At 61.6% G+C, this 19,968-nt stretch carries 12 protein-coding genes and 1 pseudogene; 11 read left to right on the top strand and 2 right to left on the bottom strand.

The genetic code is table 11. The features are described 5' to 3' along the window. Position 1: 1 nt before the first annotated feature. Entirely contained in the window at positions 2-2,221 is a 2,220-nt protein-coding gene (locus tag HRH33_RS02945) for a primosomal protein N' (protein ID WP_123479599.1), read from the bottom strand. Positions 2,222-2,437: 216 nt separating this feature from the next. Here HRH33_RS02945 and rpmE point away from each other — a divergent pair, with 216 nt between their 5' ends. The 3 genes from rpmE to HRH33_RS02960 all read left to right on the top strand — a co-directional run bounded on the left by rpmE (position 2,438) and on the right by HRH33_RS02960 (position 4,936). Beyond that, positions 2,438-2,656 (top strand): 50S ribosomal protein L31, encoded by a 219-nt coding sequence (rpmE, locus tag HRH33_RS02950; RefSeq protein WP_010213765.1) that lies wholly within the window; start codon positions 2,438-2,440, stop codon positions 2,654-2,656. Positions 2,657-2,691: 35 nt separating this feature from the next. Further along, positions 2,692-3,489 (top strand): thermonuclease family protein, encoded by a 798-nt coding sequence (locus HRH33_RS02955; protein WP_167416745.1) that lies wholly within the window; start codon positions 2,692-2,694, stop codon positions 3,487-3,489. A 178-nt stretch (positions 3,490-3,667) separates the two neighbouring features. Next, a complete protein-coding gene (locus HRH33_RS02960; protein ID WP_034095507.1) occupies positions 3,668-4,936 on the top strand; it encodes a malic enzyme-like NAD(P)-binding protein in 1,269 nt (422 codons plus the stop codon). A gap of 593 nt (positions 4,937-5,529) precedes the next feature. On the opposite strand, the gene HRH33_RS02965 is transcribed toward HRH33_RS02960, so the two are convergent. Next, positions 5,530-7,995, bottom strand: a complete 2,466-nt coding sequence (locus HRH33_RS02965) for a penicillin-binding protein 1A (RefSeq protein WP_375538196.1) — start codon at positions 7,993-7,995, stop codon at positions 5,530-5,532. A 220-nt stretch (positions 7,996-8,215) separates the two neighbouring features. Here HRH33_RS02965 and pilM point away from each other — a divergent pair, with 220 nt between their 5' ends. The 8 genes and pseudogenes from pilM (at position 8,216) to gltB (ending at position 19,909) form a co-directional block, all read left to right on the top strand. Further along, complete coding sequence (gene pilM / locus HRH33_RS02970; RefSeq protein WP_243269794.1) at positions 8,216-8,869, top strand: type IV pilus biogenesis protein PilM; 654 nt, start codon at positions 8,216-8,218, stop codon at positions 8,867-8,869. Then, complete coding sequence (locus HRH33_RS02975; RefSeq protein WP_034136581.1) at positions 8,866-9,420, top strand: PilN domain-containing protein; 555 nt, start codon at positions 8,866-8,868, stop codon at positions 9,418-9,420. The genes pilM and HRH33_RS02975 overlap by 4 nt, the downstream gene beginning before the upstream one ends. Continuing rightward, the gene (locus HRH33_RS02980; protein WP_173603359.1) at positions 9,417-10,397 is read left to right on the top strand and encodes a pilus assembly protein PilP; all 981 of its coding nucleotides are present in this window, start codon (positions 9,417-9,419) and stop codon (positions 10,395-10,397) included. The genes HRH33_RS02975 and HRH33_RS02980 overlap by 4 nt, the downstream gene beginning before the upstream one ends. 139 nt (positions 10,398-10,536) lie before the next feature. After that, positions 10,537-11,793: pseudogene (locus HRH33_RS02985) on the top strand (type IV pilus secretin PilQ); the annotation flags it as partial. Between the two features lie 4 nt (positions 11,794-11,797). After that, complete coding sequence (gene aroK / locus HRH33_RS02990) at positions 11,798-12,316, top strand: shikimate kinase AroK (RefSeq protein ID WP_003187914.1); 519 nt, start codon at positions 11,798-11,800, stop codon at positions 12,314-12,316. A gap of 125 nt (positions 12,317-12,441) precedes the next feature. Then, on the top strand, positions 12,442-13,542 hold the full coding sequence (aroB, locus tag HRH33_RS02995) for a 3-dehydroquinate synthase (RefSeq protein WP_167416749.1): 1,101 nt from the start codon (positions 12,442-12,444) through the stop codon (positions 13,540-13,542). Between the two features lie 10 nt (positions 13,543-13,552). Then, positions 13,553-15,112, top strand: coding sequence for an SPOR domain-containing protein (locus tag HRH33_RS03000; protein WP_167416750.1), 1,560 nt, complete (start codon positions 13,553-13,555; stop codon positions 15,110-15,112). 351 nt (positions 15,113-15,463) lie between these two features. Continuing rightward, positions 15,464-19,909: a glutamate synthase large subunit gene (gltB, locus tag HRH33_RS03005; RefSeq protein WP_123479593.1), complete on the top strand. Its 4,446-nt coding sequence runs from the start codon at positions 15,464-15,466 to the stop codon at positions 19,907-19,909. Positions 19,910-19,968 lie beyond the last annotated feature (59 nt).

Below are 19,968 nucleotides of genomic sequence, written 5' to 3' on the forward strand. Positions count from 1 at the left end.
CTTAATACAAATCTACCGGGTCTACGTCCAGCGACCATCTCACTTGGCGACCGCTCGGCATTTGCTCCAGCGCAAGTAACCAGCTACTTAACAGGCGATGCAAGGGGGCTCGCGCGCTGGCTTGCAGCAGCAGCTGTGCCCGATAACGTCCAGCGCGGCGCTCCATGGGCGCGGGCACCGGGCCAAGCAGTTCGATGCCGGTCAGACCCAACTCACCAAGCAAACGTTCGGCGGCGCTGCACGCTTCATCCAGAAAACCTTCGGCCTGCCCCGGTTTATGCGCCTCGGCGCGCAGCAGCGCCAAGTGTGCGAACGGCGGCAGGCCGGCGGAACGGCGTTCGCTCAGGGCCTGTTCGGCAAAGGCGAAATAGCCTTGCTCGGTCAGTTGGATCAGCAACGGATGGTCGGCCAGGTGTGTCTGGATAATCACTCGCCCGGGCTCCTCGGCCCGTCCCGCGCGGCCGGCGACCTGCACGATCAACTGCGCCATGCGCTCGCTGGCGCGGAAATCACCGGAGAACAGGCCGCCGTCGGCGTCCAGGATCGACACCAGGGTCACCCGAGGGAAGTGATGGCCTTTGGCAAGCATCTGGGTGCCCACCAGAATGCACGGGTGGCCCTTCTGGATGGTGGCAAACAGTTGGTTCATCGCGTCCTTGCGCGACGTGCTATCGCGGTCGACCCGCAGCACCGGGTAATCCGGGAACAGAATGCCCAGGCGCTCTTCGGCGCGTTCGGTGCCCGCGCCGACCGGCCGCAGGTCCACCTTGCCGCACTGCGGGCAGTGGCGCGGCACCCGCTCCACATGGCCGCAGTGATGGCAGCGCAACTCGCCGTAGCGCTGGTGCACGGTCATACGCGCGTCGCAGCGTTCGCACTCGGACATCCAGCCGCAGTCATGGCACAGCAGGGTGGGGGCAAATCCACGACGGTTGAGGAACACCAGCACTTGCTGGCCGGCGGCAAGGGTCTGGCCGATGGCTTGTTGCATCGGCCCGGAAATACCACTGTCCAGTGGACGGCTTTTCACGTCCAGACGCAGGAAGCGTGGCTGCTTGGCGCCACCGGCCCGCTCATTCAAGCGTAGGAGCCCGTACCGGCCGGTGTAGGCGTTGTGCAAGCTCTCCAAGGATGGTGTGGCTGAGCCCAACACAATCGGAATGTCTTCCTGGCGCGCGCGCACCAGTGCCAGGTCGCGGGCGTGGTAGCGCAAGCCTTCCTGCTGCTTATAGGAGCCGTCGTGCTCCTCGTCGATGATGATCAGCCCGGGGTTTTTCATCGGCGTGAACAGCGCCGAACGGGTGCCGATGATGATGTCGGCCTCGCCGTCCCGCGCCGCCAGCCAGGACTCCAAGCGCTCGCGGTCGTTGACCGCCGAATGCACCAGGGCGATACGCGCGTTGAAGCGCTGTTCGAAGCGCGCCAGGGTTTGCGGGCCGAGGTTGATCTCCGGAATCAACACCAAGGCTTGTTTACCGGCCTGCAGCGTTTCGCGGATCAGTTGCAAATAGACTTCGGTCTTGCCGCTGCCGGTGACCCCGGCCAGCAGGAATGCGTGGAAACTGTCGAAGCCGGCGCGAATGGCTTCATAGGCGGCGCGTTGCTCGGCGTTCAGCGGCAGTTCCGGTTGGGCCAGCCAATGTTCGTGGCGAGGGTCTGGGGCATGCTTGCGGATTTCCACCTGCACCAGGCCTTTGGCGAGCAACAGATCGAGGCTGTCCTTGCTCAGCATCAGCTTGCTCAACAACTGATGGGCTACGCCATGGGGGTGTTGGGCCAGCGTCGCCAAGGCTTCGCGCTGACGCGGCGCGCGGGCGATGCGTGGGTCGTCCAGACGCGCGCCAGGCACCGTCGACCAGAAACGCTCCTGGCGCGCCTCGGCCAGTTCGCCCTGACGCAGCAACACCGGCAGCGCCCAACTCAGGGTGTCGCCCAGGCTGTGCTGGTAATACTGGGCGGTCCACAAGCACAGCTTGAACAGCGCCGGTGGCAGCGGCGGCGTGGCGTCTAGGATTGCCACGGCCGGCTTGAGTTTCTCGGCGGGCACTTCGCTGTGGTCGGCAACTTCCACCAAGATGCCGATCATTTCCCGCCGGCCGAACGGCACGCGTACCCGCATGCCCGGCTCCAACTGCCCACGCAACACGCCGGCCGGCGCCCGGTAATCGAACAGGCGGCGCAGGGGCGAAGGCAGGGCGAGGCGCAAAATGGCGTCGGGCACGCGGGGAGTCTCATATAAAGGCAGGCGGTGGCGCAGGGGCGCGAGCCTAGCAGAGGAGGGCGTTAATGGGTATGCCGTGGTTTTCTGATGAAAGGGGCTTGCTGACGGTAAGGTCCGCTTGCGCGATTGCAAAGGTCTGGTAGAATCCGCGGCCTAATTACGTGCGGTATTCGACAATAGTGTCGAGTGGCGGCACGCTAGCCCGAGGAAGTCACCATGAAAGCCGATATCCATCCAGCGTACGAAACCATCGAAGTAACCTGCAGCTGCGGCAACAAGTTCGAAACCCGTTCGAACCTGTGCAAGCCACTGGGTACTGACGTATGCAACGAGTGCCACCCGTTCTACACCGGTAAGCAGAAAACTCTGGACACCGGCGGCCGTGTACAGCGCTTTGCTGACCGTTTCGGTGCTTTCGGTGCCAAAAAGGCCTAAGGCCGATCAACTTGGGAAGCCGCTGCGGTTTTTCCATGCTGATGAAAAAGGCGTCCCTTGTGGGCGCCTTTTTTGTGCCTGGGATTTGGCTGTCGGCGGTTCAGGCCGAGGTGTTTTGCCCGGCGCCGGCATCCTTGGTCCAGGTGGAAGTGCAGCGCGTGGTGGACGGCGACACCGTGCGCCTCAAGGATGGCCGCAGTGTGCGCATGATCGGCCTCAATGCGCCGGAAACCGGTAAAAAGGGGCGGCCGGACGAGCCGTTCGCCGTCGCCGCCCGCGAGCGCCTGCAAGCCTTGGTCCAGGCCAGTGACGGGCGGGTCGGCCTGGTGCCGGGGCGCGAAGCCAAGGATCACTATGGGCGAACCCTGGCCCATCTCTACGGCGCCAATGGTCGCAATCTGGAAGCGCAATTGCTCGCCGATGGGCTGGGGTTTCAGGTGGGCGTCGCGCCGAATATTGATCTGGTGGACTGTCAGCAGGCGGCCGAAAACAGCGCGCGCAAAGCGCGAGTGGGGCTGTGGCGGCAATCGCCGGTGCGCTCGGTGGCGCAAATCAAACGTTCTGGGTTCGCAGTCATCAACGGGCAAGTCCGGAGTATCGAACGCAATCGTGGCGGAATCTGGATCGAGTTACAGGGCTCATTGGTATTACGCATTGCACCCGATCAGGCCCGACAATTCGACTCGCGCCTGCTCACTGGTCTGCAAGGCAAGACCGTCGAGGCCCGTGGCTGGGTACAGGATCGCTCCCGGCGGGGTGGCTTTAAAAACCATCAAGCGCGCTGGTTAATGCCGCTGACCGATTCCAGCATGCTGAAAGTGCAGCGCGAATAAAAAATTGTAGACATTTTTTTATAGGATTGTGAACAGTCCAGCCCTTATATCCCGTGGCCTTAGACCAAAGTACGGCGCTTTGGGGCCTTGACACCGGTGACTGCCCAGTCTTGTAGGGGCTTTACGACACGCGTATCCTCGGCGGTCCGTCGACCAACAGTAAAAGCGGAATGCCGATATGTCTGATTTGAAAACTGCCGCTCTCGAATATCATGCCCATCCTCGTCCAGGAAAGCTGAGTGTAGAGCTCACCAAAGCCACCGCCACCGCCCGCGACCTGTCGCTGGCCTACAGCCCTGGCGTGGCCGAGCCCGTACGTGAAATCGCTCGCGACCCCGAGCTGGCGTACAAGTACACCGGCAAAGGCAACCTGGTTGCAGTGATTTCCGATGGCACCGCGATTCTCGGCCTGGGCAACCTCGGCCCATTGGCGTCCAAACCAGTCATGGAAGGTAAAGGCGTGCTGTTCAAGCGCTTTGCCGGCATCGACGTGTTCGACATCGAAGTCGATTCCGAGAGCCCGCAGGCTTTCATCGACACCGTCAAACGCATCTCCATCACCTTCGGTGGCATCAACCTGGAAGACATCAAGGCACCTGAGTGCTTCGAGATCGAAAAGGCCTTGATCGAGCAGTGCGACATTCCGGTATTCCACGATGACCAGCACGGCACCGCGATCGTAACCGCGGCCGGCATGATCAACGCCCTGGAAATCGCTGGCAAAACCCTGGCTGACGCCAAGATTGTTTGCCTGGGCGCCGGCGCGGCGGCTATCTCTTGCATGAAGCTGATCGTCAGCATGGGCGCCAAGCTGGAGAACATCTACATGGTCGACAGCAAGGGCGTGATCCAGTCCGAGCGTACCGATCTGAACCAGTACAAGGCGATGTTTGCCCACCCGTCCTCCAAGCGCACCCTGGCTGACGCCCTGAACGGTGCCGACGTGTTCGTCGGCCTGTCCGGCCCGAACCTGCTGAGCGCCGAAGGCCTCAAGTCCATGGCGGCCAACCCGATCGTGTTCGCCTGCTCCAACCCGGACCCTGAAATCGCGCCTGAACTGGCTCACGCCACCCGTAACGACGTGATCATGGCCACTGGCCGTTCGGACTACCCGAACCAGGTCAACAACGTGTTGGGCTTCCCGTTCATCTTCCGTGGCGCCCTGGACGTTCGCGCCAAGCGCATCAACGAAGAAATGAAAGTAGCGGCCGCCAACGCCCTGCGTGAACTGGCCAAACTGCCAGTCCCTCAGGACGTTTGCGACGCCTACGGTGGCGCCAAGCTGGAATTCGGTCGTGAGTACATCATTCCGAAGCCAATGGACAAACGCCTGATCACCGTGATCTCCGACGCCGTAGCCAAGGCTGCGATCGAGACCGGTGTGGCTACCCTGCCGTATCCGAAGCACTACCCGCTGCAAAGCGTGGATGATGTGTTCAACGGCTAAGCCGTAGACCCATAAAAAAACCCGGCTCAGAACGCCGGGTTTTTTTATGGGGAAGTTTCAAGCTGCAAGCGGCAAGTTCAAGAGCAGCACATAGCAGCTCTTAACTTGCCGCTTGTAGCTGACAGCTTGCCGCTCTTAAAAGAGATTGGTCGGCGCGCCTTCATCCGCCGGCAGCGGGCTGCCCGGCACGACGCTTTTATGGGGAAGTTTCAAGCTGCAAGCGGCAAGTTCAAGACTGGCCCACAGCAGCTCTTAACTTGCCGCTTGTAGCTGACAGCTTGCCGCTCTCTAAAAGAGATCGATCGGCGCGCCTTCATCCGCCGTCAGCGGGCTGCCCGGCACGACGCTTTTATGGGGAAGTTTCAAGCTGCAAGCGGCAAGTTCAAGACCGGCCCACAGCAGCTCTTAACTTGCCGCTTGTAGCTGACAGCTTGCCGCTCTTAAAAGAGATTGATCGGCGCGCCTTCATCCGCCGGCAGCGGGCTGCTCGGCACGACGCTTTCATGGGGAAGTTTCAAGCTGCAAGCGGCAAGTTCAAGAACGGCACATAGCAGCTCTTAACTTGCCGCTTGTAGCTGACAGCTTGCCGCTCTCTAAAAGAGATCGATCGGCGCGCCTTCATCCGCCGGCAGCGGGCTGCCCGGCACGACGCCATTGCCCAGTTCGTTGACCGACGGCGGCGTATCTTCGCTCTTGAACAGTTCGAAATACGCATTCGGCGTGCTTGGCGAGGCAGCGCGGCCGCTGATCGGGTCGATCCTCAGGCTGAGGATGCCTTCTGGTTCCGGCTGGGTGTGCAGCGGCTTGTCCTTCAAGGCTGCGCCCATGTAGCTCATCCAGATCGGCAGCGCGACGGTGCCACCGAACTCGCGGCGACCGAGGCTTTCCGGCTGGTCATAGCCGGTCCATACCGTGGTGACGTAGTCGCCGTTGTAGCCGGAGAACCAGGCGTCCTTGGATTCGTTGGTGGTGCCGGTCTTGCCTGCGATATCTGCGCGGCCCAGGGCCAGGGCGCGGCGGCCGGTGCCCTTCTTGATCACATCTTCCAGGATGCTGTTGAGGATGTAGGTGGTACGGCCATCCACGACACGTTCGGCCACAGCCGGTGCCTGCGGTTCGCTAGGGGCGCTAGGGTTGGCGGCTGCCGGAGTCGTGCCGGGCGTTGGCTCGATGGTGATCCCGCCGTGGCTCGGCGCAGCCAGGCCATCGGTGGCAACTACGCCGTTGACCACATCGCCCGGCACCCGTGGCGGGTTGGCAGTGAACAGGGTGTCGCCATTGCGGCTTTCGATCTTGTCGATCAGGTACGGCGTGATCTTGTAGCCGCCGTTGGCAAAGGTGCTCCAGCCGGTGGCGATTTCCATCGGTGTGAGGGTGGCGGTGCCCAGGGCCAACGACAGGTTCGGCGGCAGGTCCGACTTGTTGAAGCCAAAGCGCGTGATGTAGTCGATGGTCTTGCCGACGCCCATGGCTTGCAGCAGACGGATCGATACCAGGTTACGTGACTTGTACAACGCCTCGCGGATACGGATCGGGCCAAGGAAGGTGTTGGTGTCGTTCTTCGGGCGCCAGACCTTGTCCAGGTACTCGTCGACGAACACGATAGGCGCATCGTTGACCAGGCTGGCGGCGGTGTAGCCGTTGTCCAGTGCGGCGCTGTAGATGAACGGTTTGAAGCTCGAACCGGGCTGGCGCTTGGCCTGGGTGGCGCGGTTGTAGTTGCTCTGCTCGAACGCGAAACCGCCGACCAGGGCGCGAATCGCACCGTTCTGCGGATCCAGCGACACCAGTGCGCCCTGGGCCAGCGGCACCTGGCTGAACTTCAAGCTGTCGTCCTTCTGGCGTTGCACGCGGATCAGGTCGCCCACTTGCGCGACGTCCGACGGCTGCTTGGGCATGGCGCCCATGCTGTTGGTGTTCAGGAAAGGGCGCGCCCATTTCATGCTGTCCCAGGCCACATGGGCCTCGCCGGTACGGGTCAGTACTTGCAGGCCGTCTTTTTTCACCTGGGTGACGATGGCGGGTTCCAGGCCGCTGATGGGGCGCTGTTTGCTCAATTCTGCGGTCCAGGCGCTGAGTGTCTTGCCCGGCAGGCGCGATTCAGGGCCGCGATAGCCGTGGCGCTGGTCGTAGGAAATCAGACCGGAATGCACCGCATCGTTGGCGATTTCCTGCAGGTCGCTCGGAACCGTGGTGGTCACGCGGAAGCCTTCGGTGTAGGCATCGCTGCCGTAGCGGCCGACCATCTCGGCGCGGGCCATTTCGGCGATATACGGTGCGTTCACTTCCGGCGTCGGTACGTGATAGCTGGCGTTCAGCGGTTCGGCCACGGCGCTTTCGTAAGCGGCTTGGTCGATCTTGCCCAGCTTGTACATGCGCCCCAGGATCCAGTCGCGTCGCTCTTTGCTACGCGCCGGGTTGGCCAGGGGGTTGAAGCGTGAAGGCGCCTTGGGCAGACCGGCGATCATGGCCATCTGCGCCAGGCTGGCGTCGCGGATGGACTTGCCGTAGTACACCTGGGAGGCGGCTTCAATGCCGTAGGCGCGGTTGCCCAGGTAGATCTTGTTGACGTACAGCTCAAGGATCTCGTCCTTGGTCAGCTGTCGCTCGATCTGCAGTGCCAACAGGATTTCAGTGGCTTTGCGCGAAAAGCTGCGCTCGCTGGTGAGGAAGAAGTTCTTCGCCACCTGCATGGTGATGGTGCTGCCACCGGATTGAATGTGTCCGCTTTTTACCAACTGGGTGGCGGCGCGCACCAGGCTGCTGGGGTCGACGCCATAGTGGTTGGCAAAATTATCGTCCTCGGCCGACAGCAGGGCGCTGATGAAATTAGGCGGAATGTCGGCAAAACGGATCGGTGTGCGGCGCATTTCGCCGAACTCCGCGATGAGTTTTTCATCGCTGCTGTAGACCCGCAAAGGAATCTGCAACTGGATACTTCTAAGGGCCTCTACCGACGGCAAACCCGGACTAAGGTAGAGGTACGCCCCGCTGAGTACGAGCAACAGCCCGCAGACGATGGCGACAATGGAGTACCCGAAAAACTTCAGCAGACGAATCAAGGCTTTTGGATTTCCAGAGAAAAGAATGGGTTAGGCGTCGGGGCATGCATGGCAAACGATGGATCAACCCGAGCTGCAGATAAAAAGCGGGAAAAAACGCTGGGCATTAAAGCATTTTCGGCCTGGGGCGTCATTCGCGCCTCTGCAACAAGTCGACCGAATGCACGGCGTCCCGCGGCAACCAGGCGGTATGACAGGCAATGTTCTAGGGAGTTTTATGGGAAAGGGATTATTCAGGCGAAAAGTCGATACCTTGCTGGGCATCGATATCAATGACACGGCCATCAGGCTGGTCGAACTGGGGCGCTCGCCCGCAGGTTACAGCGTTCAAGGTTATGTCACGCAGGGGCTGCCCGCCGGGGCGGTGGTCGACGGTGCGTTCCTGGACCTGGACGGCATCGGCCAGGCGTTGCACACCGCTTTGCTCAAGTTGCAGACGAGGGTTCGGCGCGCAGCGGTCGCAGTGACCGGGCCATCGGTCATTACGCGACTCATCGAGCTGGAGGCGGGGCTTACTGACGAAGCGATGCTGGCTATGGTCGAGCGGGAGGCCGAGCAGTACATTCCTTATCCATTGGATGACATGGCCATCGACTTTCAAGTCCAGGGGCGCTCGGTTCACGAGGCGGCGCGGGTCGAGGTGTTGCTGGTGGCATGCCTGAAAGAACATGTCGAAGCCCGCGAGGCGGTTTTGGCCATGGCCGGGCTCATACCGGCGGTGGTCGATGTTGAAGCGTTTGCATTGGCGCGCGCGAGCAGTCAGGATTTCGCCAGCTTCACGCCGTGCAATCGCGTCGACGGCGCACAATGGGCCGTGGATGCCCAAGGGATGGGGGTTGCTTGCGGGCTGGCCCTGAGGAGTTTCGCTTGAAGACACGAATCAATCTTTTGCCCTGGCGCCAAGCCCAGGCTGAACGGCGCCGTCACTATTTTGTGGCGTTGCTTCTGGCGTTCGTGTGCACGGCGTTGGTCGTCGTTTGGCTGGCGGATCAGGTGATTGACCAAGCGATCGATCGGCAGGTGACGCGTAATAGCCACCTTAGCAAGGACGTCGCCACTCAGGATTCCAGTATCAAGACCCTTGGCGACCTAGAGGTGCAAAGCCAGCAACTGGCTGAGCGGATGAAAGTCGTGCAGGACCTGCACAGCGGCCACTCATCCGGTGCCCGATTGTTGGATCAGTTGGCCCGTGCGGTGCCCGATGGCGTGCATCTGCATGAGGTCGTGGCCAAAGGCGATACGCTGAGTATCAGCGGCACCGCCGAATCCAGCCAGGATATCGCCCAATTGATGCGCCGTCTGGAAGCATCGGAGGGCGCCCATGGGGCTCGTTTGCAGCATGTGCGCACCGAAGGCGCGCAAGGCAGCAATGGATTCCAGCTGATGGTGCGCCAGGGAGCGTCCTTCGAGGCCCAGCCATGAGCCGGCCCAGGCTCGAATTTTCCGCGTTCTCTCACCGCGCTGCAAAATGGCCCTTACCTGGCAAGGTCTTGCTGGGCTGTGCCGTGGGCGGCCTGGTGCTGGCAATGGGTGAGCTGATGCAGCTTGGCCCCGCCCGCGCCCGATTGCAGCAGGCACAAGCGCAAGAGATGGCCCTGCAACGGCAGCTCGCGGAATCAGCTGTTTTAGCGTCCGAGCTCGAAGAGCGCGCTCGTCAGCTCCAACTCAAGCAGGCCCAGGTCGAGGGGCTGTTGCGACAGTTGCCGGGTGGGCCCCAGATGCCAGGCATGCTGGAAGACATCGCCCGATTGGCCTTGGCCAATGGCTTGGTGATCGAGTCCGTGCTCCCCCAGGATGAACAACTGCGGCCTCTGTATGCCGAGCAGCCCGTGCAGATCGGCCTCACTGGCGCCTATCACGACCTCGCCTCGTTCGTCAGTGCCTTGGCTGATATGTCACGATTTACCACGGTGCATGAGATGCGCCTGCAAGCGGATGGCCGCTTGTTGCGGCTTGACCTGCAGGCCAGGATCTACCGGCGTGTGCTGCCATCGTCGGTGAGGGATGAGGCTGAGCCGTCGCCGTTGCGCAACCCGCGCTTTATCTACCGTGCTGCCGGTCTGCGCGACCCGTTCCAGCCGTTGAGCTTGCAGGTCGAGCATGTGGCAGGGCGGCGCGCGCCTGGGCCGGACCCGATGCGGCCAAGGGGGCTGCTGGAGGGGCTTGCCCTGGACCAATTCGAAATGGTCGGCACGCTCTCTCGTGGGGCGCAGACCTTCGCCCTGCTGCGGGTGGCGTCCACGGTGCATCGCCTGGCGGTCGGCGATTACCTGGGGCCCGATTACGGTCGAGTCACGGCCATTCATGACAACCATATCGAATTGGTCGAGCTGTTTCCCGATAAACAGGGTGCCTGGCTGGAGCGCCCGCGAACCCTCGTGCTGAACGTCAACTCATAACGGAATCAAGCAAATGAAAAGGACTTTCCTGTCCTTCGGTGTAGCGCTATGGATAGCGCTTACGGCACCGATGGCTGCCGCTGTGCCCAATCGTGTGGACCTCATCCAATTGCCGCCCCCTGGCAGGGCGGTGGTGAGTGCCTTTAGCGGCGAACCGCTCAACCTCAATTTCCAGAACATCGAAGTACGTGCCGTGCTTCAGCAGATCGCCGATGTTGCAGGCCTGAACCTGGTCGCCGGCGACGACGTGCAGGGCACGATCACACTGCGCCTCAAAGGCGTGCCGTGGGATCAGGCCCTCGACCTGGTGATGCAAGCCAAGGGGTTGGACAAGCGGATCAAGGCCGGGGTATTGCTGGTGGCGCCCGCTGAGGAGTTGGCGGCCCGCGAACTGCTGACGCTGGAATCACGCAAACAAATGGCCGACTTGGCGCCGTTGCGTCGCGAGCTGTTGCAGGTCAACTACGCCAAGGCTGCGGACCTGGCCAAGCTGTTCCAATCAGTGACCGGCCTGGAAGGTGCTACCGACGAGCGCGGCTCGGTGGCGGTGGACGATCGCACCAATAACATCATCGCTTACCAGACCGGCGAACGCCTCGACGAGCTGCGAAGGATCGTGGCGCAGCTGGATATTCCGGTGCGCCAGGTCATGATCGAAGCGCGAATCGTGGAGGCCAACGTCGATTACGACAAAAGCCTGGGCGCGCGCTGGGGTGGGCGACTCACGAGCGGCAACTGGCAGGCCGGCGGTATGCCTAAGCCGCTGCCGGAGGGCGCGCAACCCCCGGAGAACCCACCCAGCTCGCCGTTTGTCGATCTGGGCGCGGTGACGGCGTCGTCCGGTCTGGGTGTGGCCTATATCACCGACAATCTGCTGCTGGACCTGGAACTGACGGCGATGGAGAAGACCGGCAATGGTGAAATCGTCTCGCAGCCCAAAGTGGTGACCTCCGACAAGGAGACCGCGCGCATCCTCAAGGGCACCGAGATTCCGTATCAGGAGTCCAGCTCCAGCGGCGCGACATCGGTGTCGTTCAAGGAGGCCTCGTTGTCGCTGGAAGTCACCCCGCAGATCACCCCCGACGACCGGGTGATCATGGAGGTGAAAGTCACCAAGGATGAGCCCGACTATCTCAACCGGCTCAATGACGTACCGCCGATCAAGAAAAACGAGGTCAATGCCAAGGTCCTCGTCAGGGATGGCGAGACCATCGTGATCGGTGGAGTTTTCTCCAATACCCAAAGCAAAGTGGTAGATAAAGTGCCATTTTTGGGCGATGTGCCGTATCTTGGCCGCCTTTTCCGGCGCGATATGCTGGCGGAGAAAAAATCCGAGCTGCTGGTATTCCTGACTCCGCGTATTATGAATAACCAGGCGATTGCTGTGAGTCGTTGATTCTGTGCGAAATTTGATTCTTGTAGGACCGATGGGGGCTGGAAAAAGCACCATCGGCCGTTTGCTGGCCAAAGAGCTGCGCCTGCCATTCAAAGACTCCGATAAGGAAATTGAATTGCGCACGGGTGCCAATATCCCGTGGATCTTCGATAAAGAAGGCGAACTAGGCTTTCGCGACCGTGAGCAGGCGATGATTGCCGAACTGTGCGGCTGCGATGGCGTGGTACTGGCTACCGGCGGTGGTGCGGTGATGCGCGATGAAAATCGCCGAGCGCTGCATGCCGGTGGTCGGGTGGTCTATCTGCATGCGTCGGTCGAGCAGCAGGTGGGCCGTACCGCTCGTGATCGCAATCGCCCTTTGCTGCGCACCGCCGACCCGGCGAAAACATTGCGCGATCTGCTGGCGCTGCGCGATCCGCTGTATCGGGAAATCGCCGATCTGGTGGTGGAAACCGATGAGCGGCCGCCACGCATGGTGGTGCTGGACATTCTCGAACGCCTGCAACGGCTGCCTCCCCGTTAAAGCCAGGGGCGAAATGCGCTATTCTCGGCGTCGCGCCATCACCCTGAGCGGTGTGGCGTAGAGCCATCAGGCAGCGTCGGACCTCGACGTTACCGGTCGTCAATTCATCTCTCACGCGGGGACACATGCAGACACTTAAGGTCGATCTAGGCGAGCGCAGCTACCCGATCCACATTGGCGAGGGTCTGTTGGACCAGCCCGAGTTGCTCGCGCCGCATATTGCCGGGCGGCAAGTGGCGATCATCTCCAACGAAACAGTCGCGCCGCTGTATCTTGAGCGTCTGAGCCGCAGTCTGGCGGCCTACTCAGTGATTTCCGTGGTGCTGCCCGACGGCGAAGCCCACAAGAACTGGCAAACCCTGCAGCTGATCTTCGATGGCCTGCTGACGGCGCGCCATGACCGGCGTACCACGGTGGTCGCCCTTGGCGGCGGCGTGATCGGCGATATGGCCGGTTTTGCCGCCGCCTGCTACCAGCGCGGCGTGGACTTTATCCAGGTGCCAACCACCCTGTTGTCCCAGGTCGATTCGTCGGTGGGCGGCAAGACCGGCATCAACCATCCGCTGGGCAAGAACATGGTCGGCGCGTTCTATCAGCCCAATGCTGTGCTGATCGACACCGCCACCCTCAACACCCTGCCACCGCGTGAGTTGTCGGCGGGTCTGGCGGAAGTCATCAAGTACGGGCTGATCTGCGATGAGCCCTTCCTGACTTGGCTGGAAGAGCACATGGACGCCTTGCGCGGTCTCGATCAGGTGGTGCTCACCGAAGCGATTTCCCGCTCCTGCGCGGCCAAGGCGCTGGTGGTGAACGCCGACGAACGCGAATCCGGCGTACGGGCCACCCTGAACCTGGGCCACACCTTTGGGCATGCGATCGAAACCCACATGGGCTATGGTGTGTGGTTGCATGGCGAGGCGGTGGCGGCTGGCACGGTGATGGCCATGGAAATGTCACACCGCCTGGGCTGGATCAGCGCCGACGAGCGCGATCGCGGTATCCGCCTGTTCCAGCGTGCCGGTTTGCCGGTCATTCCGCCGCAGGAGATGACCGAGGCGGACTTCCTCGAACATATGGCGATAGACAAGAAAGTGATCGACGGTCGACTGCGACTGGTGCTGCTGCGCCGCATGGGCGAAGCCGTAGTGACCGACGATTATCCGAAAGAGATTTTACAGGCCACGCTGGGAGCGGATTACCGCGCCCTGGCCCAGCTTAAAGGTTAATAAGATTCTCATGACTAGTTTGCATGCCGACGAGGCGTTCCTCGGCCATTACCAGTTAAGCCACGACCCTTTCGCTCCACGGGTGCCTGGCTTCAAATTTTTCCCGGCCCAGCGCAAGCCGGTGCTGGGACAGCTTCATCATCTTGCGCGCTATAGCCAACTGCTGCTGGTAGTGACCGGTCCCTTGGGCAGCGGCAAGACCTTGCTGCGCCAGGCCCTGGTAGCCAGCACCAATAAGCAATCGGTGCAGAGCGTGGTGGTGTCGGCCCGTGGTGCCACCGATGCGGCCGGTGTTCTGAGCCAGGTAGCCCAGGCGCTGGACGTGTCCACTGCCGAGCCGAACGCAATCCTCAAGCAGGTGGTGCAACTGGGTCTGACCGGGCAGGAAGTCTATCTGCTGGTGGACGATGCCGAGCAGCTCGACGAGTCGGCACTGGAAGCCCTGCTGGCGCTGGCCGCGGGGACGCCGGAGGGTCGCCCTCATGTGTTCCTGTTTGGTGAGTCTTCGTTGATCGCCGATCTTGAGCAGATCAGTGGCGATCAGGAGCTGTTCCACGTTATCGAATTGCAGCCCTACGAAGAAGAAGAGACCCGCGAATACCTGGCTCAGCGCCTCGAAGGCGCGGGGGCCGGCATCGAACTTTTCTCCGCTGCGCAGATCTCTGATATTCACGAAAGCGCAGGCGGCTGGCCTGGCAACATCAACCAGGTAGCCCGCGATGCCATGATCGAAGCCATGATTGCCAGCCGCTCTGCGGTCAAGCGTCCAAAGATGGGGTTCACTATGCCGAAGAAGCACGTACTGGCCATTTCCGCAGTGGTCGTGGTCGCCGTTGCCGCCGCCTGGTTGATCCCGGGTCGCAGCAAGGCACCTACTACTGCCGGCACGCCTGCCGAGCAGGCGCAATTGCCGCTGGGCAAGCCTACGCCGAATGTAGAGTTCGCCAATTCCGGCCAGCCGACCAATCTGCCGATGGTGGGCCAGCCGGTGATGCGTGGTCCGCTCGCCGAAGAGGCTGGCGGCATTTCCGAAGGCGACGACGGCGTGCCGGTGGAAGGCTCCAGCGCCACGCCGCCGACCGTGACCACCACCGCACCGCCTGCAGGTGTGCCAGCGGGTCAGCCTGCGGCCAACCCAGCGCCGACTGTCGCTACCGCCAAACCTGCACCGGTCACCAAGCCTGTGGTCGCAGCGCCCACTCCAGCCCCAGTTGCCAAACCGGCGCCAGTGACCAAGCCTGCTGAAAAGCCGGCCGCTACCGTGGCCAAGGCCGGCACCGCCGGCAGCAGCTGGTACGCCAGCCAGCCGAGCGGCAATTTCGTGGTACAGATCCTCGGCACCAGCTCCGAAGCCAATGCCCAGGCGTTCGTCAAAGAGCAGGGCGGCGAGTACCGTTATTTCAAGAAAGTGCTCAACGGCAAGCCTCTCTACGTGATCACCTACGGCAACTTCTCCAGCCGTGCGGCAGCTGATTCTGCCATCAAAGCCTTGCCAGCGAAGGTTCAGGCTGGTAAACCTTGGCCTCGCACTGTTGCCAGCGTTCAACAAGAACTGGCAGCAACTCGCTGAAGATCCGGCGGCCTTACCCAGGCCGCCCTCCCGGCACCTCAAAAAAAATCGCATGGCGTGCAGTCTCTTGGGACCGCGCGCTTTGTGGTGTCTGCGTCACAGTAGCTTTTGAGTCGTAGCGGTCAGAATTAAAAAAGTTTTGACTAGCACAGCATATCGCTTTAAACCTTTCATAAATGCGACATAGATTTGCGACATTTCGTCGCTAAATTTGTGAGCGTCTGTGTCGGTGTGTACAATGACCTCCCTTTTGCCCCCGCTAAGCCGGCGTACGTTCGGCGTGGAAGGTAACCGGTTGAATTGAAAAGAAATTTGCCTCGGTATAAGAGGCAGCCTGGTGAGAAAGTGTCTATGAAAGCAGGTCTGTACCAACCCGATGAATTCAAGGATAACTGCGGATTCGGCCTGATAGCCCATATGCAGGGCGAGCCCAGTCATACCCTTCTGCAAACGGCCATCGAGGCCCTGACCTGCATGACCCACCGTGGTGGGATCAACGCCGACGGCAAGACCGGTGACGGTTGTGGCTTGCTGATTCAAAAGCCCGACCAGTTCCTGCGCGCTGTCGCCAAAGAGCATTTCGCAGTCGATCTGCCCAAGCAATACGCGGTGGGCATGGTGTTCTTCAACCAGGACCCGGTCAAAGCCGAAGCCGCTCGCGAAAACATGAACCGCGAAATCGTCGCCGCCGGTCTGCAACTGGTCGGCTGGCGCAAAGTGCCGATCGATACCAGCGTACTCGGCCGTCTGGCCCTGGAGCGTCTGCCACAGATCGAACAGGTGTTCATCGCCGGCGATGGCCTGAGCGACCAGGACATGGCGATCAAGCTGTTTACTTCCCGTCGTCGCTCGTCCGTGGCCAATGCTGCCGACACTGACCACTACATCTGCAGCTTTTCCCACAAGACCATCATTTATAAAGGCCTGATGATGCCGGCGGATCTCACCGCCTTCTATCCGGACCTGAGCGATGAGCGCCTGCAAACCGCGATCTGCGTGTTCCACCAGCGCTTCTCCACCAACACCCTGCCGAAATGGCCGCTGGCCCAGCCATTCCGCTTTCTCGCCCACAACGGCGAGATCAACACCATCACCGGCAACCGCAACTGGGCCGTGGCCCGTCGCACCAAGTTCGCCAACGACCTGATGGACCTGGAAGAACTCGGCCCGCTGGTCAACCGCGTGGGTTCCGACTCCTCCAGCATGGACAACATGCTCGAACTGATGGTCACCGGTGGCATCGACCTGTTCCGTGGCGTACGCATGATCATTCCGCCTGCGTGGCAGAACGTCGAGACCATGGACCCGGATCTGCGTGCATTCTACGAGTACAACTCGATGCACATGGAACCGTGGGACGGTCCGGCCGGCGTGGTGATGACCGACGGTCGCTATGCGGTGTGCCTGCTCGACCGTAACGGTCTGCGCCCGGCGCGTTGGGTCACCACCACCAACGGTTTCATTACCCTGGCCTCGGAAATCGGCGTATGGGACTACAAGCCTGAAGACGTGATCGCCAAAGGCCGCGTAGGCCCTGGCCAGATCCTGGCCGTGGACACCGAAACCGGGCAGATCCTCGACACCGACGCTATCGACAACCGCTTGAAGTCGCGGCATCCGTACAAGCAATGGCTGCGCAAGAACGCCCTGCGCATCCAGGCGACCATGGAAGACAACGACCATGGTTCGGCTTTCTACGACATCGACCAGCTCAAGCAGTACATGAAGATGTACCAGGTCACGTTCGAAGAGCGCGACCAGGTGCTGCGTCCGCTCGGCGAGCAAGGCTACGAGGCGGTCGGCTCCATGGGCGACGATACGCCGATGGCCGTGCTGTCCCAGCGCGTGCGCACGCCATACGACTATTTCCGCCAGCAGTTCGCCCAGGTGACCAACCCACCGATCGACCCGCTGCGCGAAGCCATCGTGATGTCCCTGGAAGTGTGCCTCGGTGCCGAGCGCAACATCTTCCAGGAGTCGCCTGAGCACGCCTCTCGGGTGATCCTCAGCTCGCCGGTCATTTCCCCGGCCAAGTGGCGCTCGCTGATGACCCTGGATCGCCCAGGCTTCGACCGCCAGATCATCGACCTGAACTACGAAGAGAGCCTCGGCCTCGAAGCCGCCGTGCGCAATGTTGCCGACCAGGCTGAAGAAGCCGTGCGCGCCGGTCGTACCCAGATCGTGCTGACCGACCGCCATATCGCCCCGGGCAAGTTGCCGATCCATGCTTCGCTGGCCACCGGTGCGGTGCATCACCGTCTGACCGAAAAAGGCCTGCGTTGCGACTCCAACATTCTTGTGGAAACCGCCACCGCTCGCGATCCGCATCATTTTGCGGTGTTGATCGGCTTCGGCGCCTCGGCGGTGTACCCGTTCCTGGCCTACGAAGTGCTAGGTGACCTGATCCGTACCGGTGAAGTACTGGGCGACCTCTATGAGGTGTTCAAGAACTACCGCAAGGGCATCACCAAGGGCTTGCTGAAGATCCTGTCGAAGATGGGCATCTCCACCGTGACCTCTTATCGCGGTGCGCAACTGTTCGAGGCCATCGGCCTGTCCGAAGAAGTCTGCGAACTGAGCTTCCGTGGCGTGCCGAGCCGCATCAAGGGTGCGCGTTTCGTTGACATCGAAGCCGAGCAGAAAGCCCTGGCGGCCGAAGCCTGGAGCGCGCGCAAGCCGATCCAGCAAGGCGGCCTGCTCAAGTTCGTACACGGTGGCGAATACCACGCCTACAACCCGGATGTGGTCAGCACCCTGCAAGCCGCTGTGCAACAGGGCGACTACGCAAAATTCAAGGAATACACGAGCCTGGTGGATAACCGCCCGGTGTCGATGATCCGCGACTTGCTCAAGGTCAAGACCCTGGACACGCCGATGGACATCAGCGAGGTCGAACCGCTGGAGTCGATCCTCAAGCGCTTCGACTCTGCGGGTATTTCCCTCGGCGCCTTGTCGCCCGAAGCCCACGAAGCCCTGGCCGAAGCCATGAACCGCCTGGGTGCGCGTTCCAACTCCGGCGAAGGCGGCGAAGACCCGGCACGCTACGGCACCATCAAGAGCTCGAAAATCAAGCAGGTCGCCACTGGCCGTTTCGGTGTGACCCCGGAATACCTGGTCAACGCCGAAGTGCTGCAGATCAAAGTCGCCCAGGGCGCCAAGCCCGGTGAGGGCGGCCAGTTGCCGGGCGGTAAGGTCAACGGTCTGATCGCTAAGCTGCGTTATGCGGTGCCTGGCGTGACCCTGATTTCGCCGCCGCCGCACCACGACATCTACTCGATCGAGGATTTGTCGCAGCTGATTTTCGACCTCAAACAAGTCAATCCGCAGGCGCTGGTTTCGGTGAAACTGGTGGCGGAAGCCGGCGTGGGCACCATCGCCGCCGGTGTGGCCAAAGCCTATGCCGACCTGATCACCATCTCCGGCTACGACGGCGGCACCGGCGCATCGCCGCTGACCTCCATCAAGTACGCCGGCGCGCCGTGGGAACTAGGCCTGGCCGAAACCCACCAGACCCTGCGCGGCAACGACCTGCGCGGCAAGGTCCGTGTGCAAACCGACGGCGGCCTGAAAACCGGCCTGGACGTGATCAAGGCGGCAATCCTCGGCGCCGAGAGCTTCGGCTTCGGCACCGCGCCGATGATCGCCCTAGGCTGCAAATACCTGCGTATCTGCCACCTGAACAACTGCGCCACCGGCGTCGCCACTCAGAACGAGAAGCTGCGCAAGGATCACTACATCGGCACCGTCGACATGGTGGTGAACTTCTTCACCTACGTTGCCGAAGAGACCCGTGAGTGGCTGGCCAAGCTGGGCGTGCGCTCGCTGGAAGAACTGATTGGCCGTACCGATCTGCTGGACGTGCTTGAAGGCCAGACCGCCAAGCAACAGCACCTGGACCTCACGCCGCTGTTGGGCAGCGATCACATCCCGGCCGACAAACCGCAGTTCTGCGGCGTCGACCGCAACCCGCCGTTCGACAAGGGCCTGCTGGCCGAGAAAATGGTGGAGATGGCCGCATCGTCGATCAACGACGCCAGCGGTGGCGAATTCGCCTTGGATATCTGCAACTGCGACCGCTCTATCGGCGCGCGCATCTCCGGCGAAATCGCGCGCAAGCACGGCAACCAGGGTATGGCGAAAGCGCCGATCACCTTCCGTTTCAAGGGTACGGCGGGCCAAAGCTTCGGCGTGTGGAACGCCGGCGGCCTGCATATGTACCTGGAAGGCGATGCCAACGACTACGTGGGTAAGGGCATGACCGGCGGCAAGCTGGTCATCGTTCCGCCTAAGGGCAGCATCTACAAGACCCAGGACAGTGCCATCATCGGCAACACCTGCTTGTACGGCGCCACGGGCGGCAAGCTGTTCGCCGCCGGTACGGCCGGTGAGCGTTTTGCCGTGCGTAACTCCGGTGCCCACACGGTGGTGGAAGGTACTGGCGATCACTGCTGCGAGTACATGACCGGGGGCTTTGTCGCGGTACTGGGCAAGACCGGTTACAACTTCGGTTCGGGCATGACCGGCGGTTTCGCCTACGTGCTGGATCAGGACAACACCTTCGTCGACAAGGTCAACCACGAGTTGGTCGAGATCCAGCGGATCAGCGGCGAAGCCATGGAATCCTACCGGAACCACTTGCAGCACGTGCTGGACGAGTACGTCGAGGAAACCGGCAGCGAATGGGGTCGCAACCTCGCCGAGAATCTCGATGATTACCTGCGTCGTTTCTGGCTGGTCAAACCGAAGGCAGCGAGTTTGAAATCTCTGCTCTCCAGCACACTTGCGAGTCCGCAATGATGACGCAGCGGCAAGTATTGAGCTTCAAGCCGCACGCTAACAGCAGCGCGCGTTGTGCC

The sequence above is a fragment of the Pseudomonas rhodesiae genome, from assembly GCF_013285305.1.
Lineage (GTDB): Bacteria > Pseudomonadota > Gammaproteobacteria > Pseudomonadales > Pseudomonadaceae > Aquipseudomonas > Aquipseudomonas rhodesiae.

What these genes read in the sequence shown, in the direction of transcription:
- rpmE (WP_010213765.1), top strand. Translation starts at nt 2,438, where the DNA reads ATGAAAGCCGATATCCATCCAGCGTACGAAACCATCGAAGTAACCTGC.
- HRH33_RS02955 (WP_167416745.1), top strand. Translation starts at nt 2,692, where the DNA reads ATGCTGATGAAAAAGGCGTCCCTTGTGGGCGCCTTTTTTGTGCCTGGG.
- HRH33_RS02960 (WP_034095507.1), top strand. Translation starts at nt 3,668, where the DNA reads ATGTCTGATTTGAAAACTGCCGCTCTCGAATATCATGCCCATCCTCGT.
- pilM (WP_243269794.1), top strand. Translation starts at nt 8,216, where the DNA reads ATGGGAAAGGGATTATTCAGGCGAAAAGTCGATACCTTGCTGGGCATC.
- HRH33_RS02980 (WP_173603359.1), top strand. Translation starts at nt 9,417, where the DNA reads ATGAGCCGGCCCAGGCTCGAATTTTCCGCGTTCTCTCACCGCGCTGCA.
- aroB (WP_167416749.1), top strand. Translation starts at nt 12,442, where the DNA reads ATGCAGACACTTAAGGTCGATCTAGGCGAGCGCAGCTACCCGATCCAC.
- HRH33_RS03000 (WP_167416750.1), top strand. Translation starts at nt 13,553, where the DNA reads ATGACTAGTTTGCATGCCGACGAGGCGTTCCTCGGCCATTACCAGTTA.
- gltB (WP_123479593.1), top strand. Translation starts at nt 15,464, where the DNA reads ATGAAAGCAGGTCTGTACCAACCCGATGAATTCAAGGATAACTGCGGA.